The 16,130-nt window shown below is 72.0% G+C and carries 15 protein-coding genes; 7 read left to right on the top strand and 8 right to left on the bottom strand.

Annotation, left to right across the window (positions count from 1 at the left end; genetic code table 11):
* The first annotated feature begins 257 nt into the window (after positions 1–257).
* Complete coding sequence (locus BJ964_RS00990; protein ID WP_011905669.1) at positions 258–461, top strand: cold-shock protein; 204 nt, start codon at positions 258–260, stop codon at positions 459–461.
* Between the two features lie 108 nt (positions 462–569).
* Here the strand turns inward: BJ964_RS00990 and BJ964_RS00985 are convergent, their stop codons facing one another.
* Entirely contained in the window at positions 570–761 is a 192-nt protein-coding gene (locus tag BJ964_RS00985; RefSeq protein ID WP_229807168.1) for a hypothetical protein, read from the bottom strand.
* Between the two features lie 41 nt (positions 762–802).
* Positions 803–1,780: an aldo/keto reductase gene (locus BJ964_RS00980; RefSeq protein ID WP_188118885.1), complete on the bottom strand. Its 978-nt coding sequence runs from the start codon at positions 1,778–1,780 to the stop codon at positions 803–805.
* 64 nt (positions 1,781–1,844) lie between these two features.
* On the opposite strand from BJ964_RS00980, the gene BJ964_RS00975 reads away from it, so the two are divergent.
* Both BJ964_RS00975 and BJ964_RS00970 read left to right on the top strand, forming a co-directional pair.
* Positions 1,845–2,585 carry a trans-aconitate 2-methyltransferase gene (locus BJ964_RS00975; protein WP_188118884.1) on the top strand — a complete coding sequence of 247 codons (741 nt, stop codon included), beginning with the start codon at positions 1,845–1,847 and terminating at the stop codon, positions 2,583–2,585.
* Between the two features lie 12 nt (positions 2,586–2,597).
* The gene (locus tag BJ964_RS00970; protein ID WP_188118883.1) at positions 2,598–3,620 is read left to right on the top strand and encodes an adenosine deaminase; all 1,023 of its coding nucleotides are present in this window, start codon (positions 2,598–2,600) and stop codon (positions 3,618–3,620) included.
* Here the strand turns inward: BJ964_RS00970 and BJ964_RS00965 are convergent.
* From BJ964_RS00965 to BJ964_RS00950, 4 genes are all read right to left on the bottom strand, one after another.
* Positions 3,611–3,757, bottom strand: coding sequence for a hypothetical protein (locus tag BJ964_RS00965; protein ID WP_188118882.1), 147 nt, complete (start codon positions 3,755–3,757; stop codon positions 3,611–3,613). The two genes, BJ964_RS00970 and BJ964_RS00965, sit on opposite strands and share 10 nt — an antisense overlap.
* Positions 3,758–3,782: 25 nt before the next feature.
* On the bottom strand, positions 3,783–6,020 hold the full coding sequence (locus tag BJ964_RS00960) for an RICIN domain-containing protein (protein WP_188118881.1): 2,238 nt from the start codon (positions 6,018–6,020) through the stop codon (positions 3,783–3,785).
* A gap of 218 nt (positions 6,021–6,238) precedes the next feature.
* Entirely contained in the window at positions 6,239–7,660 is a 1,422-nt protein-coding gene (locus tag BJ964_RS00955; protein ID WP_188126726.1) for a HAMP domain-containing sensor histidine kinase, read from the bottom strand.
* A 2-nt stretch (positions 7,661–7,662) separates the two neighbouring features.
* The gene (locus tag BJ964_RS00950) at positions 7,663–8,352 is read right to left on the bottom strand and encodes a response regulator transcription factor (RefSeq protein ID WP_043525920.1); all 690 of its coding nucleotides are present in this window, start codon (positions 8,350–8,352) and stop codon (positions 7,663–7,665) included.
* Between the two features lie 178 nt (positions 8,353–8,530).
* Between BJ964_RS00950 and BJ964_RS00945 the strand changes: the two genes are divergently transcribed.
* The 3 genes from BJ964_RS00945 to BJ964_RS00935 all read left to right on the top strand — a co-directional run bounded on the left by BJ964_RS00945 (position 8,531) and on the right by BJ964_RS00935 (position 12,145).
* Positions 8,531–9,448, top strand: a complete 918-nt coding sequence (locus tag BJ964_RS00945; protein ID WP_188118880.1) for an ADP-ribosylglycohydrolase family protein — start codon at positions 8,531–8,533, stop codon at positions 9,446–9,448.
* 100 nt (positions 9,449–9,548) lie between these two features.
* Entirely contained in the window at positions 9,549–11,546 is a 1,998-nt protein-coding gene (gene thrS / locus BJ964_RS00940; protein WP_188118879.1) for a threonine--tRNA ligase, read from the top strand.
* Positions 11,547–11,668: 122 nt separating this feature from the next.
* On the top strand, positions 11,669–12,145 hold the full coding sequence (locus BJ964_RS00935) for an HIT family protein (protein WP_188126725.1): 477 nt from the start codon (positions 11,669–11,671) through the stop codon (positions 12,143–12,145).
* Here the strand turns inward: BJ964_RS00935 and BJ964_RS00930 are convergent.
* Complete coding sequence (locus BJ964_RS00930; protein WP_188118878.1) at positions 12,116–12,697, bottom strand: TetR/AcrR family transcriptional regulator; 582 nt, start codon at positions 12,695–12,697, stop codon at positions 12,116–12,118. The two genes, BJ964_RS00935 and BJ964_RS00930, sit on opposite strands and share 30 nt — an antisense overlap.
* Before the next feature lie 54 nt (positions 12,698–12,751).
* On the opposite strand from BJ964_RS00930, the gene BJ964_RS00925 reads away from it, so the two are divergent.
* Positions 12,752–13,921 carry an FAD-dependent monooxygenase gene (locus tag BJ964_RS00925; RefSeq protein ID WP_188118877.1) on the top strand — a complete coding sequence of 390 codons (1,170 nt, stop codon included), beginning with the start codon at positions 12,752–12,754 and terminating at the stop codon, positions 13,919–13,921.
* On the opposite strand, the gene BJ964_RS00920 is transcribed toward BJ964_RS00925, so the two are convergent.
* Complete coding sequence (locus tag BJ964_RS00920; protein ID WP_188118876.1) at positions 13,914–16,076, bottom strand: elongation factor G-like protein EF-G2; 2,163 nt, start codon at positions 16,074–16,076, stop codon at positions 13,914–13,916. The genes BJ964_RS00925 and BJ964_RS00920 overlap by 8 nt on opposite strands.
* Positions 16,077–16,130 lie beyond the last annotated feature (54 nt).

Raw genomic sequence — 16,130 nt, 5'->3', positions numbered from 1 at the left:
TTATTGGATTCTTACCAGGGGGAGCTTTACCGGCCGATTTTCGGGTACAGTGTGGCCAGTTTTTGCGTACGTGGTTCGCAAGCTTCCGCCTGACCGCGGGACTTCGGCCCCATCCCGGGTGGGTCGCAGGTTCACGAGGTCGGGCGGATGGGACGTCCTCTGAAAGGGCCGCCTCGCGGTACCGCTGCTCGAAAACGGTCATCGGCCCCGCGCTGCCGCGGTTGGGCGGGCCGGCATTTTCAGAAGGAGAGTTCAGCATGGCGCAAGGAACCGTGAAGTGGTTCAACGCAGACAAGGGCTTCGGCTTCATCACCGTCGACGGCGGGGGTGCTGACGTGTTCGTCCACTTCTCGGCCATCCAGACGAGCGGCTACCGCACTCTGGAAGAGAACCAGCGGGTGGAGTTCGAGATCGCCCAGGGCCAGAAGGGCCCGCAGGCGGAGCAGGTTCGCCCGCTCTAGAGACTAATCCGCCGGTCGTGAGACCGGCTCGCCGGCCGCCTGGCGGAGGCCGGCCCGACCGTGGCCCCGCACCCTCCCCGAGGTTGCGGGGCCTCTTTCGTCACCGCATTACTGCACGGGCTTCTGCGCGCTGGACCGCCGGCGCATCCCGACGGCGATCAGCAGGAGCCCGGCGATGATCAGGCCACCGCCGATGGCTGCCCACACCGTCTGGCCGCTCATCGCGCTGTAGGGCAGCACATCCAGTCCCTGGAGAGTCCAGACCCCACCCAGCACGATCGCGACCAAGCCCAGGGACATGGCGAGCCAGCCCCTCAACCGCGGCCTCTCGGTTTCATTGTTCACCATTTGTCGTGCACCTGCGGGCGAATCAACTCATCGTAGACCGTGTTGATCATTTCTCGGGTTTCCGGCGAGAGGGCCGGAACATCCGCGGCGGCCGCGTTCGCCCGCGCCTGTTCCGGGTTGCGGGCGCCCGGGATCACCACCGTCACGGCCGGCTGATCGATGATCCAGCGGAGTGCGAATTGCGCCATCGTGACGCCGGCCGGAACCAGCGGGCGCATCCGGCCCACCGCCTCGAGCCCGGTACGGAAGTCCACCCCGGAGAACGTCTCGCCGACGTCGAACGCCTCGCCGTGCCGGTTGTAGTTGCGGTGGTCGTCGGCGCCGAACGTGGTGCTCTCGTCGTACCGCCCGGAGAGCAGCCCGCTGGCCAGCGGAACCCGGGCGATGATGCCCACCCCGGCCTCGGCGGCGGCCGGCAGCACACGCTCCAGCGGCTTCAGGCGGAACGCGTTCAGGATGATCTGGACGCTGGCCACGCCGGGCCGGGCGATCGCGGTGAGCGCCTCATCGACCCGCTCGACGCTCACCCCGTACGCCGCGATGCGCTTCTCCTCGACCAGGGTGTCGAGCGCGTCGAACACCTCGTCCGAGGAGTAGACCGCGGTCGGCGGGCAGTGCAGCTGCACCAGGTCGAGAGTGTCCACGCCGAGGTTGGCGCGGGACCGGTCGGTCCAGGCCCGGAAGTTGTCCAGGTGGTAGTTGCCCGGCTCCTGCGGCAGGCGGCGGCCCATCTTGGTGAAGACGGTCAGGCCCGGACGGTCCTTCAGGAACGAGCCGATGATCTGCTCGCTGCGGCCGTCGCCGTACACATCCGCGGTGTCGATGAAGGTGACGCCGGCGTCCACTGCGGCCTGGAGGGTCGCGTGCGCGTCGGCCTCGCTGACCTGGCCCCAGTCGGCTCCGAGCTGCCAGGCGCCGAGGCCGACCACGCCCACGGCGCGCCCCAGCTTGCGAAAGCTTCGATTTTCCACGTCGTGACACTACCGCTCGTCTGTTAGCGTCAAACAAGACGTACGTACGGTTTTGGAGGTCGGTATGTGGGATCCCGCTGTCTACCACCGGTTCGGCGCCGAACGCTCGCGCCCGTTCTTCGATCTCGTCGGGCGGATCGGCGCCGACCGCCCGCGTACCGTCGCCGACCTCGGCTGCGGACCCGGTGAGTTGACCCGTACGCTCGCCGAACGCTGGCCGGACGCCCGGGTCACCGGTCTCGACTCGTCACCCGAGATGATCGCGAAGGCGGCCGCCGGGCCCGGCCCGGTCGAGTTCCGGCTCGCCGACATCAGCGACTGGCGGCCCGATCCGGACACCGACGTCGTGGTCACCAACGCCGCCCTGCAATGGGTGCCGGGACACCCGGAGATGCTCGCCCGCTGGGCGCGCGAGCTGCCGTCCGGCGCCTGGCTGGCGATGCAGGTACCGGGCAACTTCGACAGTCCGGGCCACCGTGCGGCGCGCGAGCTGTCGCCGGTCGAGCTCCGATCGGATCCGGTCCACGACGCGGCCGGCTACGCCGATCTGCTGACCGCCGCGGGCGCCACCGTGGACGCCTGGGAGACCACCTACCTGCACCTGCTGCCGGTCACCTCAGCGGAGCATCCGGTGCTGCGCTGGATGGAGGGCACCGCGCTGCGGCCGGTCCGGGCCGCACTGAACGACGAGGACTGGGCGGTGTTCCGGGCCGCGTTCGAGACCAGGCTCGCCGAGGCGTATCCGGAGCGGCACGGCCTCGTGGCCCTCCCCTTCCGCCGTATCTTCGTGGTGGCTTCTATTTAGGGGGAACCTTCCTTGACCGACCTGACGTCGTTCATCGCCGGCCTGCCCAAGGCCGAGCTGCACGTCCACCACGTCGGCTCGGCGTCGCCGCGGATCGTCGCCGAGCTGGCCGCCCGCCACGAGGGCACCTCGCCGGTCCCGGCCGACCCGGCACGGCTGGCCGAGTACTTCGAGTTCCGGGACTTCGCGCACTTCATCGAGATCTACCTGAGCGTGGTCGACCTGATCCGCGACGACGAGGACGTCCGGCTGCTCACCTACGAGATCGGGCGCGAGCTGGGCCGGCAGAACGTCCGGTACGCCGAACTGACCGTCACGCCGTACTCCAGCGTGCGGCGGGGCATCCCGGCGAAGGCGTTCTGCGAGGCCATCGAGGATGCCCGCTCCGGCGCCGCCCGGGACTTCGGGGTGGACCTGCGGTGGTGCTTCGACATCCCGGGCGAGGCCGGCCTGCCCGCCGCCGAGGAGACCCTGCGGGTGGCCCTCGACGAGCGGCCCGACGGCCTGGTCAGCTTCGGGCTGGGCGGCCCGGAGATCGGGGTGCCACGGCCGCAGTTCAAGCCGTACTTCGACCAGGCCCGCGCGGCCGGCCTGCACAGCGTGCCGCACGCCGGCGAGACCACCGGACCGGAGACCATCTGGGACGCGCTGCGCGAGCTCGGCGCCGAGCGGATCGGGCACGGCATCGCGGCCGCCCAGGACGAGCGGCTGATGGCCCACCTCGCCGAGAACGGCATCCCGCTCGAGGTCTGCCCGACCTCCAACCTGCGCACCCGGGCGGTCGCCGACCTCGACCAGCACCCGATCACCACCCTGGTGGCGGCCGGGGTGCCGGTCAGCGTGAACTCGGACGACCCGCCGATGTTCGGAACCACGCTGGAGCAGGAGTACGCCACCGCCGCCCGGCTGCTCGGCCTGGACGCCGCAGGCGTGGCCGACCTGGCCCGCGCCGCCGTCCGGCACAGCTTCCGGCCCGGCGACGGGAAGGCCGCCCTGCTCGGCGAGATCGACGCCTACCAGGCGGCTCAGGGGTAGAGCGGGTCCTGCCAGCAGGCGACCATCGTCAGCGTGCCGATGGTCAGGATCGCCAGCCAGCGCACCAGGCGCCGCCGATTGAACCGGGCCGGACCCTCGTCCGGCTCGGTCTTCGCGTTGCTCAGCACATCAGGCATCAGCCTCTCCCGTCGTCCTCCGGGGTCAGTCGGGAACCGCCGTCCAGCTCTGGTGCCGCTGGTCGGTGTCCCTCTGCAGAACCAGCACGCGGCGCGTGCCGAAGCGCTGGGCGCCCACGCCGATCACCAGGTCACCGGTGGTGGCCCGGATGGTGAATCCGTACGCCGAGGCACGCAGCGTCCACCGCGCCGCCGCGCCGCCCGTCTTGCAGTCGCCCTGCACCAGCGGCGCCCCGGCGACCGCGGCCCCGCCGAGCGGGACCACACAGCGGTTGCTCGCCTTGGAGACCAGCGAGTAGGCGCCGCCCTCGGCGGGCACCAGCTGCCACTGCTGCTGGGTGCCGCCCTCGTCACTGCCGAGGACGACCGGGGTGCCGTCGGCCGCGCGGGCCGCGTACAGGTCGGCCGCGCCGCCGGTCAGCGAGTTGGTCAGCACGAACCAGGAGTTCTGCACCGGGCGGGCCGACGGCGCCGTCTCGGCGGTGCCCTTGGCGTGGTAGCCCAGCCTCCGGTTGCGGACCTCGACCAGGTACTTCGCGTCCGGCTTCAAGCCGATCAGACGGGCCCGGGTGGCGCGGGTGGTGGCCACCGGCTCGCCGTCCACCGACACCTCGTACTCGGCGTCGGCGGCGGCCGCGCTCCAGATCAACCGGACCGAGCCGCTGGTCGCCTCGCGGATCTCCAGGACCGCCTGCACACCGTCGTTGGTCACCTCGGGCGGCGCCGCCGGGACCCCGTCGCCGTCACCGGGCTGGTCGCCGGTGCCGGCCTTGGGCGGGGTGGTGTGGTGCGCGACCGGGGTGATCTCCACCTGCGGCAGCCCGGCGGAGACGCTGGGCTGCGGCGCCGGCCCGGTGCTCGCCGAGACGCTGGGGCCGGGCGTGGGCGTGGAGGCGCTCGGGCTCGGCGCCGCCGCGCTCGGCGCGGGAACGGGTGCGGACGGTTTCGCCGGCGGGGGGCCGGCCGGCGTGTCCTGGTCCGGCACGGTGGCGCCCGGGGCGTCCGGGATGTCGTCGCCGCCGTCACTGCGCAGCAGGAACTCGCTGAGCGCCACGTTCCAGTGCTTGTCCAGGTAGCTGCCCGGCTTCGGGTTGGTGCTGAAGTAGTCGTCGTGACCGCAGTCGAGGCGGATCTCGTTCTTCTTCGGGCACACGTTCTTCACCGGCTTGCGGGTCCGGTCCGGGCCGCACAGCAGGTCGGACTCGTCGACACAGCCGCCCGCCCCGGTGGCGTTCGGTGAGTCGGTGAGGACCGCGCCGAGCGACCGGGTGAGCTGGTGGGCGGCCATCGCGGCGCTCCAGCAGCCGGAGTCGACCCGGGCGTACGACGGGCCGCCGTTGTTGCGGTTGCCGCGGCCGGACCGGGTGTCGTTGACGTAGGTCGAGATGCCGCAGTACAGGTTCGTGTCGGCGAACATCAGGTACTTGCGGTCGGTGCGGTTGTAGCCGAGCCCGCGCAGCGCGTCGATGGTCGCGGTGAACGTGCGCAGCGAGCCGTCCGGCAGTTCCACCTCGGCGACGTCGGCGCGGCACTCGGGCGTCGTCACGTACCGGATGTGGCGGGAGCCGCCGGTCTCGCCCGCGCTGGCGTCGTAGATGGCGTCCACCCCGGCGGCCCAGGTCCGGAACGAGTTCAGGAACTTCGGGTACCGGCTGGCGTTGCCCGACTCGTGCAGGTAGAGCAACTGCACCCGCTTGCCGGTACGGCCGTCGCCGGCGCAGGCCACGTCGTCCGGGCCGAGGATGAAGTCGGCCTGTCCGGGAGCGGCGTCCGGCACCAGCGCCGGGGCGTCCGCGGTGATCGCGCTGCCGCCCTCGTCGCGGGCGATCTCGGCGTCCCCGGGCACGTTGCCGGTCTCCCGCCGGACCGGGGTGATCTGGTCGCTGCCGGCGGTCACCGGCGCGACGTCACGGCGCACCGCGAGACCGGCCGGGGCCGGGTCCGGGCCGTGCGTGCAGACCTCGTCGTACAGCTGGTACGCCCCGGCGCAGACCGAGCCGGAGGAGGCCAGTTTGAGTCCGCTGTAGACCAGCCCCTGCTCGGGGGCGTCGCTCGGCAGCGAGGTCAGCGCGAAGTCGTCGGACGACCCGGCGCCGATCACGCTGGGGCCGATCACACCGCCGACGCCGAGCAGGGCCAGGCCGAGGGCTACCGGAAGAAACCGGAAGGTCGCGGAGCGTGTGCGCGGCGGTTCCGGAGGGCTCGCCGCGCGGCGCCGTCCTGGCGGCGACCCGCGGAACGTCGGCCGGCGATGCGCGGACACGGCGTCTCCTCGTCGAGCTGTGTGGCGGTGGGAGGGGTCCATGGGGTGACCGCCTCCCACCGCGCGGTGGCTTCGCGGTTCGCGGCGTAGGGGACGCGCTGCGGGTTGCGATCCGGGAAGCCGGATGGGATCGAGGGGAACCCTGCCAGCCTCGCGTCCCCAGGGGAACGTTCTTAAAACAGATATAAGCCAGGGCTGTTTCGTTCGGGGGATACGGCTCATTCCCGTCCTCGTTGCCAGCGACGTCGTCCCGGATCACGGTCGCGTGCCGGTCGGCCCCGTCCGACCAGCCCGAACCTGCTCGGCTGCTTGGGGGTGGCATCCGCGTCGGCCAACAGCATGACCACGCTGGCGCCACCCATGGCAGCCCGGTCCAGGCTGAGTGACCCGCCGGTAGCCTGCGCCACCCGGCGGGCGATGTCCAGCCCCAGACCGGTGGAACCCTGATTGCTCTGCCCGCGCCGCAGCGCCCCCTGCGGATCTCCGATGCCGGGGCCGGCGTCGTCGATCCGCAGCGCCACCCAGCCGTCGCGCCGGGACAGTCCGACCTCGAACGCGGTGCCCTGCGGGGTGTAGCGGAAGACGTTGCCGAGCACCGCGTCCAGCGCGGCGGCCAGCTCGGCCCGGGCCACCGGCACCGGGATCCGTACGTGCGCGCCGACCACCCGGTACTGCCGCTCCTGGTCGCCGGCGAGCGCGGACCAGAACATCATCCGCTCGCGGACCACCTCGCTGGCGTCGCACAGCCCGTCCTCGGGCGCGGCGGCGACCCGGTCGGCGACGGCCTGCCGGGTGGTGTTGATCAGGTGGTTGACCTCGTCCTCCAGGGTGGTGATCGCCTGCCGGATGCGCCGGATGCCGCGGCGGCGATCGACCTCGTCCGCGGTGAGGTCGATGATCTGGGTGTCGTCCGGGTCGAGCGCCTCGGCGTCGAGCCGCAGCGCGGTCAGCGGGGTACGCAGCCGGTGCGACAGGTCGGCGACCAGTTCGCGCTCGTCGGTGCGGGAGGTTACCAAGCGGTCGGCCATCCGGTTGAAGGCGTAGCCCGCCTCGGCGAGCTCGCGCGGCCCGGACGGGCTGATCCGTACGGCGAGGTCCCCGTCGCCGACCGCGAGCGCCGCGTCGACCAGGTTGCGGGCCGAGTCCACCGCGCCCCGGGCCAGCCGGTCCACCACCACGACGGCGCCGCCGACCAGCACCACGGCGAGGCCGAGCAGCAGCCACCAGTCGCGGGCGGTGTTCCGGTTCAGCGAGGAGGCCGGCACGAACGCCTCGACCACCAGGATCCGGTCGCCGACGGTGACCGGTCGCAGGTGCACCACGCCGCCGTCGACGTCCTCGACGGTCGGCTCGGGCGCGGTCGCGGCCCGGTCGATCAGCGCGCCGTCGGCCCGTCCGCCGGCGGACGGGGCGAGGCCCGGGGTGTGCACCACCGGCGCGCCGCCGGCCAGCGTGATCGCCGCGGCCAGGCCACGTTCGCCGGTTCCGGCCGCGATGGCGCCGGCCACCGTCGAGGTACGCGCGGCGGCGTCGGCGAGAGCGGCCTCCCGGTGGTCGTTGCGCAGGCCCCAGCCGAGCGGGACGAGGAAGACAAGCGCGGCGACGGCGGTGGTGGCGGCGGTGGTGTACGCCAGCCGCAGCCTCAGTCCGGCGCCACCAACCGGAATCCGACCCCCCGCACGGTGCGCAGGTAGCGGGGCTTCGCCGCGGATTCGCCCAGTTTCCGGCGAAGCCAGTACAAATGCACGTCGATGGTCTGGTCCTCGCCGACCGATGGCTGTCGCCATACCTCCTCCAACAGCTCGCGACGGGAAACCACTCGGCCCGGACGGGCGGCGAGGTAGGCCAGCAGGTCGAACTCCTTGCGGGTCAGCGCCAGCGGCTGATCGCCGAGGGTGGCGCTGCGCTCGCCGACGTCCACCCGCAGCTCGCCCACCTCGTGGACGGCGGGTTGCGCGGCCCGGCTGGCCCGGCCGACGCGGCGCAGCACGGTGGCTATCCGCGCGTCCAGGTGGGCGCCGGTGAACGGCTTGACCATGTAGTCGTCGGCGCCGGCCCGCAACAGCCGCACGACGGTCTGCTCGTCGTCGCGCGCGGTGGCGATGATGATCGGCACGTCGGTGATGCCGCGCAGCATCCGCAGCGCGTCCGACCCGTCCAGATCGGGGAGTCCCAGGTCCAGTACGACGAGGTCGGGCGTCTCCGCGGCGACCCGCCGCAACGCTTCCAGGGCGGTGCCGACGGCGTGCACGGCGTGCCCTCGGTCGGCGAGCGAACGGAGCATGGCGCCGCGCACGACATGGTCGTCTTCGACGAGCAACACCGTGGCCATGCGAAGACCGTAGCGTCCATGGCAAGGCAGAACCTAAAGGGTGATCGAGCGAGAGTCTTTGATGACTCTCAGTGATGTTTGTTCGCGCCGGTGGAGACCATTTGCGCACCTTGCGCATTGCGGAGCGCAAGGTGGGGCGCGAACAAACATCAGTGATGGAATACGATCCGAAGTACCGATGTCTTTCACACTCTTTCCCGGTACCCGCCGCACGCTCGCCCTGGAGTCCCTGGCCGGCCTCAGCGTCGGCGACGCCCTCGGCGCGCAGTATTTCGTGCCCGGCAACCGCCCCTCCGACCTTCTCGAGGCACGCCTCCCGGCGCCGCCCTGGGAGTGGACCGACGACACCGAGCAGGCCTGCTGCCTGGTCGCCACCCTGGCCGAGGGCGACTTCGACCGGGACTCCTTCGCCACCCTGCTCGCCGACCGCTACGAGCCGTACCGCGGCTACGGTCCCGGCGCCGTGACCATGCTGCGCGAGATCCGGGACGGCCTGCCCTGGCCGATCGCCGCGGCCGCCGCCTTCAACGGCCAGGGCTCCTGCGGCAACGGCGCGGCGATGCGCGCCGCGCCACTGGGCGCCTGGCACGCGGACTCCCTGGCCCACGCGGCCGTCCAGGGGGTACGCGCCGCGGAGGTCACCCACGCGCACCCGGAGGGGATCGCCGGTGGCGCGGCCGTCGCCGTGGCCGCCGCGGTGGCCGCCGCCGCCCGGCTCAACGGCCACCGGCCCGAGCGCGGGCAGCTGCTGCGGGCCACGGCGGGGCACACCCCGGCCGGAGTGGTCCACGACGGCCTGATCGAGGCGGCCGGCCTGACGGTGACGGTCACCGAGGCGGCCCACCGGCTCGGCTCGGGCGGGCAGGCGACGGCGCAGGACACCGTGCCGTTCGCCCTGTGGGTCGCCGACCGGTTCCTGGAGGACTATCCGGCGGCCGTGGCGGCGTGCGTGGTCGCCGGCGGGGACGTCGACACCACCGCCGCGATCGCCGGGGGAGTCGTGGCGGCGTACACCGGCGTGGAGGGCATCCCGGCGGCGTGGCTGTCGGCCCGCGAACCGCTTCCCGCCTGGCTGACCGAGGCCGGCGGGGAATAGCCGGGGGCTGGTGGGGACTGGGGAGCCGGGCGAAACCGGGCGGATAGCATCAGGGACGGCCCGGAGCAGCCGAGGCCGACCCACACGAATGGAGATCACCGTGTCTGCACCCCGTACACCCGCTGTGGCCGACCCCCTAGTCGTCCCGGCCGGGACTACGGCGGCCGACGCGGTGGCCGCCGCGGGGCTTCCCGCGCACGGGCCGAAGGCGATCGTCGTGGTCCGTGAGGCCGGCGGCCGGCTGCGCGACCTGAACTGGGCGCCGGCGGCCGACGCCGAGGTGACCCCGGTCGCGATCGACGAGCCGGACGGCCTCGACGTGCTGCGCCACTCGACCGCGCACGTGCTGGCGCAGGCCGTGCAGGACGTGTTCCCGGACGCGAAGCTGGGCATCGGCCCGCCGATCCGGGACGGCTTCTACTACGACTTCGACGTCGAGAAGCCGTTCCAGCCGGAGGACCTGACGAAGCTCGAGAAGCGGATGCAGGAGATCGTCAAGGCCGGCCAGACCTTCCACCGCCGGGAGTACGGCTCGCTCGACGAGGCCAAGGCCGAGCTGCACGCCGAGCCGTTCAAGCTCGAGCTGGTCGACATCAAGGGCGACGTGGACGAGGAGGCCGCCGCCGTCGGAGCCGGCGAGCTGACCCACTACGACAACCTGAGCAAGGACGGCGAGCGCGTCTGGGGCGACCTGTGCCGCGGCCCGCACCTGCCGTCGACCCGGCTCATCCCGGCGTTCAAGCTGATGCGCTCGGCCGCCGCCTACTGGCGCGGCAGTGAGAAGAACCCGCAGCTCCAGCGGATCTACGGGACGGCGTGGCCGTCGCGGGACGAGCTCAAGGCGTACCTCAACCGTCTCGCCGAGGCCGAGCGCCGCGACCACCGCAAGCTGGGCAGCGAGCTGGACCTCTTCTCCTTCCCCGACGAGATCGGGTCGGGTCTCGTGGTCTTCCACCCGAAGGGCGGGGTGATCAAGCGCGAGATGGAGGACTACGTCCGGGCCCGCCACATCGAGGAGGGCTTCCAGTACGTGGGCAGCCCGCACATCACCAAGGAGGGCCTGTTCCACACCTCGGGACACCTGCCCTACTACAAGGACACGATGTTCCCCCCGATGGAGCTGGAGGGGGCGAACTACTACCTCAAGGCGATGAACTGCCCGATGCACAACCTGATCTTCAGGTCGCGCGGGCGGTCCTACCGTGAGCTGCCGATGCGGCTGTTCGAGTTCGGCACGGTCTACCGCTACGAGAAGTCCGGCGTGGTGCACGGCCTGACCCGGGTGCGCGGCCTGACCCAGGACGACTCGCACTCCTACGTCACCGCCGAGCAGGCCCCGGCCGAGATCAAGCACCTGCTGAACTTCGTCCGTTCGCTGCTCGACGACTTCGGCCTGGACGACTACTACCTGGAGCTGTCGACCCGGGACCCGAAGAGCGACAAGTTCATCGGTACGGACGAGCAGTGGGAGAAGGCCACCAAGGTCCTGTCCGACGTGGCCGAGGAGTCCGGCCTGGAGCTGGTCCTCGACCCGGGTGGCGCGGCCTTCTACGGCCCGAAGATCAGCGTGCAGTGCAAGGACGCGATCGGGCGGACCTGGCAGATGTCGACCATCCAGTACGACTTCAACCAGCCCGCCGGGTTCGGTCTGGAATACCAGGCGGCCGACGGCACCCGGCAGGAGCCGGTGATGATCCACTCGGCGAAGTTCGGCTCGATCGAGCGGTTCTTCGGCGTGCTGGTCGAGCACTACGCGGGCGCGTTCCCGGCCTGGCTCGCGCCGGTGCAGGTGGTCGGCATCCCGATCCGGGACGACCACGCCCAGTACCTGGAGGAGTTCGTCACGAAGCTCCGTAAGGCGGGCATCCGGGCCGAGGTGGACCACTCCACCGAGCGGATGCAGAAGAAGATCCGCACCGCCCAGCAGCAGAAGATCCCGTTCATGGCGATCGCCGGCGACGACGACGTCAACGGCGGCACCGTGTCGTTCCGCTACCGGGACGGCTCGCAGCGCAACGGCGTCTCCATCGACGAGGCGGTCGCGCACGTGGTCGAGGTGGTTCGCTCCCGGGTCAACACCGGGCCCTCGGCGGCCTGACCGCGGTCCCCGGCCTCCACCGCCCGGCGCGATGTCCGGTGGAGGCCGGTTCCGCATAGGATGCGGACGTGAACGATCTGGGTGAGCCGGACGGGCTGGAGCGGCTCTGGACGCCGCACCGGATGACCTACATCTCGGGCGAGGACCGCCCCGAGGGTGGGTACGAGAAACCGGCCGGCTGCCCGTTCTGCCTGGCGCCCGGCCGGCCCGAGGCGGAGACGCTGGTGGTGGCGCGGGGCGAGCTGGTCTTCGCGGTGCTGAACCTGTACCCGTACAACCCGGGGCACCTGCTGATCTGCCCGTACCGGCACGTGGCCGACTACACCGACCTCACCGAGCAGGAGACGGTCGAGGTGGCCGCGTTCACCCGGACGGCGATGCGGGTGATCCGGGCGAGCAGCAGCCCGCACGGCTTCAACCTGGGGATGAACCAGGGCTCGGTGGCCGGCGCCGGGATCGCCGCCCACCTGCACCAGCACGTGGTGCCGCGGTGGGGCGGCGACGCCAACTTCATGCCGGTGGTCGGCCGGACCAAGGTGCTGCCGCAGCTGCTCTACGACACCCGCGACCTACTGGCCAAGAACTGGCCCGCCGCCTAGGGCCCGGATCCCGGCGACGACCTCCTCGGCGGACGGGGCGGTCACCGGGTCGGTGAGCCACTGGGTCACCACCCCGGACATCAGCGCCATCTGGACGGCGCCGACGGTGCGCACGGTGGCCTCCTCCAGCTCGTCCTCGGGCCGGCCGGTGACCAGCGCGGTCATGCCCTTGCGGCCCTCGTGGACGCCGGCCGCGAGCTGCGCGCGCAGCGCCGGGTCGTGCTCGCTCTGGGTCAGCGCCTCGACGCTGGCCAGCCAGAGCTGCCGGTCGGCCTGGACGGAGCGGATCACCCGCCGCCAGAACCGCAGCATCGGCTCGGCGCCGGCGTCGGCGTCCGGCTCGCTCAGGGCCCGGCCGATCGCCTCGCCCCAGTCCTCCATCGAGCTGATCATCGCTGCCGTGAGCAGCGCCTTCGTCGATCCGTAGTGGTAGCCGATCGACGCGAGGTTCGTCCCGGAGGCGGCCACGATGTCGCGTGCGGTGATGTTGGCGTACCCCTTCTCGTAGAGCGCTCGCTTCGCTCCTACCAGCAGGTCTTCCCGGTGGCCCATGTCGCGCATCCTAACTTCTATACAAACGTATAAGACGCTTGTATAGTTTCTCGCATGACGAATCGCGAGGTGCTGATCTCAGGTGCGGGTGTGGCGGGTCCGGCGCTGGCCTTCTGGCTGGTCCGGGCGGGGTGGCGGGTCACCGTCGTGGAGCGGGCGCCGGAGCTGCGGGCGGGCGGCTACAAGGTGGACGTGCGCGGCGCGGCGACCACCGTCCTGCAGCGGATGGGCCTGCACGAGGCGGCCCGCGAGCGGGACACCGGGATGCGGCGGATCACCTACGTGAAGCGGGACGGGCGGCCGATCGCCAGCCTCCCGGCCGACCTGCTGATGGGCCGGCGCGGCGACGACCTGGAGATCATGCGCGGCGACCTCGGGCAGATCCTGTTCGACGCCACCGAAGGCGATGTGGACTACCGGTTCGGCGACGCGATCGCCGGCCTCGCCGACGGGCCGGACGGGGTGGAGGTCACCTTCTCCAGCGGCGCCCGGGCGGTGTTCGCGTTCGTGGTCGGCGCCGACGGCCTGCACTCGGCGACCCGGCGGCGGGTGCTGGGTGAGACCCCGCTGCGCCACCTGGGCGCGTACATCTCGATCTTCTCGGCGCCCAACGACCTGGGCATCGACCGGGAGGAGATCATGTACACCGAGCCCGGCCGGCTGATCTTCGCGTACGCGATGGGCGCCGGCGAGCCGGCCAAGGTCGGCATGACCTTCGCGGCCGGCCCGCTCGACCACGACCGGCGCGACGTGGCCGGGCAGAAGGAGCTCGTCCGGGCGGCCTTCGCGGGCCGTGGCTGGCGCAGCGACGCGTTCCTGGCGGCGATGGACACCTCCGCCGACTTCTACTTCGACTCGCTCAGCCAGGTCGAGCTGCCGAGCTGGTCGGCCGGGCGGGTGACGCTTCTCGGCGACGCGGCGCACTGCCCGTCACCGGCCTCCGGCCAGGGCACCAGCCTGGCCCTGACCGGGGCGTACGTGCTCGGCCGGCATCTCGGCACCCCGGGCGGGCTCGCCGCCTACGAGGCCGGGATGCGGCCGTACGTGGAGAAGAACATGGCCTTCGGCCGGAAGATGGCCCGGGACATGGTGCCCGGCAGCCGCCTCGCCATCGCCTTCCGCAACTACGGGATGCGGACCCTGCGCTTCCACCCGCGCAAGGAGCAGGTGATCGACAAGGTGCTCGCGCCGATGCACGAGGCGGCCAACGCCATCGTCATCTAGCCACCGCGTGCTCCTTGCGGACGGCCTCGGCCAGGTGCGGGGGCATCGGCTCGTGCCGGACGTAGTGCCGGGTGAAGGTGCCGGTGCCCGAGGTGAGCGCGCGCAGCTCGACGGCGTAGCGGACCAGTTCGGTGGCCGGGACCTCGGCGCGGACCAGGCTGGCCTCGCCCTCGCCGCCGGACTCGCTGCCCATCGGGCGGCCGCGGCGGCCGGACAGGTCGCTCATCACCGCGCCGACGTACGACTCCGGCACCCGCACCACGATCTCGTCCACCGGCTCGAGCAGGGTGATGTGGCCCTGTTCGGCGGCGGCCCGCAGCGCCAGCGCCCCGGCCGTCTGGAAGGCGGCGTCCGAGGAGTCCACACTGTGCGCCTTGCCGTCGTAGAGGGTGACCTTGACGTCCACCACCGGGCAGCCGGCGGCCAGACCGCGTTCGAGCTGGGCACGGACCCCCTTCTCCACCGACGGGATGTAGTTGTGCGGCACGGCGCCGCCCACCACCCGGTCGACGAACTGGAAGCCCTCGCCGCGGGGCAGCGGCTCCACCTCGATGTCGCAGACCGCGTACTGGCCGTGGCCGCCGGACTGCTTCACGTGCCGGCCGTGCCCCTTGGCCCCGCTGCCGAACGTCTCCCGCAGCGCCACCTTGACCGGCTCGGTGTCCAGCTCGACGCCGCCCGAGCGGAGCCGGTCGAGCACCACGTCGGCGTGCGACTCGCCCATGGTCCAGAGCACCAGCTGGTGGGTCTCGGGGTTGCGCTCCAGGCGCAGCGACGGGTCACCGGCGACCAGCTTCGCCAGGTTCTTGGCGAGGGCGTCCTCGTCCGAGCGGGTCTTGGCCACCACGGCGATCGGCAGCAGCGGCTCGGGCATCCGCCACGGCTCCATGAGCAGGGGATCGTCCTTGCCGGACAGGGTGTCGCCGGTCTCCGCCGAGCCCGACTTGGTGATCGCGCAGAGGTCGCCCGCCAGGCAGGAGGGCACCTCGCGGAGCTGGGCGCCGAGCGGGGAGTAGACGTGCGCCACCCGCTCGTCGGCGTCGTGGTCGGGGTGCCCGCGCTCGGCCATGCCGTGCCCCGAGACGTGCAGCGTCTGATCGGGGCGCAGGGTGCCGGAGAAGACCCGGACCAGGGAGACCCGGCCGACGTGCCGGTCGATCGTGGTGCGGACCACCTCGGCCACCAGTGGGCCGGACGGGTCGCAGGTCAGCGGCGGGCGGGGTGAGCCGTCCACCCCGGTGACGACCGGCAGATCGTGCTCCAGCGGCGACGGGAAGCCGCTGGCGATGACGTCGAGCAGCGCGTCCAGGCCGACGCCGGTGGCGGCGCAGACCGGGACGACCGGGTAGAAGTTGCCCCGCGCGACGGCCTTCTCCAGGTCCGGGATCAGGGCGTCCGTGCTGATCATCTCGCCGCCGAGGTAGCGGTCCATGAGGGTCTCGTCCTCGCTCTCCGCGATGATGCCCTCGATCAGCGTGTTCCGGTCGTCGGCGATCGGGTTCAGGTGCTCCGGCTCGGCCTCGCCCATCCGCGGCGGGTAGCCGGCCGAGTAGTCCAGCACCCGCAGCGTGATCAGCCCGAGCAGCCCGGCGACGGCCTGCCCGTCGTCGGCGAGCATCGGCTGGTAGATCGGCATGACGTTCTCGCCGAACGCCTCCTGGCAGTCCTGGAGCGCCTCCTCGTAGTCGGCGCGCGGGTGGTCGAGGCGGGTCACGGCCACCGCGCGCGGCATGCCGACCGCGGCGCACTCCTCCCAGAGCGACACCGTGGAGTCGTCCACGCCGTCGACCGCGGAGACCACGAACAGCGCGGCGTCCGCGGCCCGCAGACCGGCCCGCAGCTCACCGACGAAGTCGGCGTACCCCGGGGTGTCCAACAGGTTGATCTTCACATCGCCGTGCATCAGCGGCGCGCAGGCGAGCGCCACCGAACGCTGCTGCCGGATCGCCGCCGGGTCGTGATCGGTCACCGTGGTGCCCTCGGTCACCCCGCCCGCCCGCGGAATCGCCCCGCTGGCCGAGAGCAGCGCCTCGACCAGGGTCGTCTTCCCGGAACCGGAGTGGCCGACGAGCACCACGTTACGAACTCTGCCGGGGTCGGTCACCGCCGGCGCACCGGCGCCGGCAAGCCCTTTCTCCGAAGTCTTCTGCGCCATGCCGAGCGCTCCCGTCGTTTCCCGTTTGTTACGCCGCTGTTGTTTGAATCCCAC

Source organism: Actinoplanes lobatus (genome assembly GCF_014205215.1).
GTDB classification, from domain to species: domain Bacteria; phylum Actinomycetota; class Actinomycetes; order Mycobacteriales; family Micromonosporaceae; genus Actinoplanes; species Actinoplanes lobatus.
This window is presented reverse-complemented; position numbering and strand designations above follow the sequence as displayed.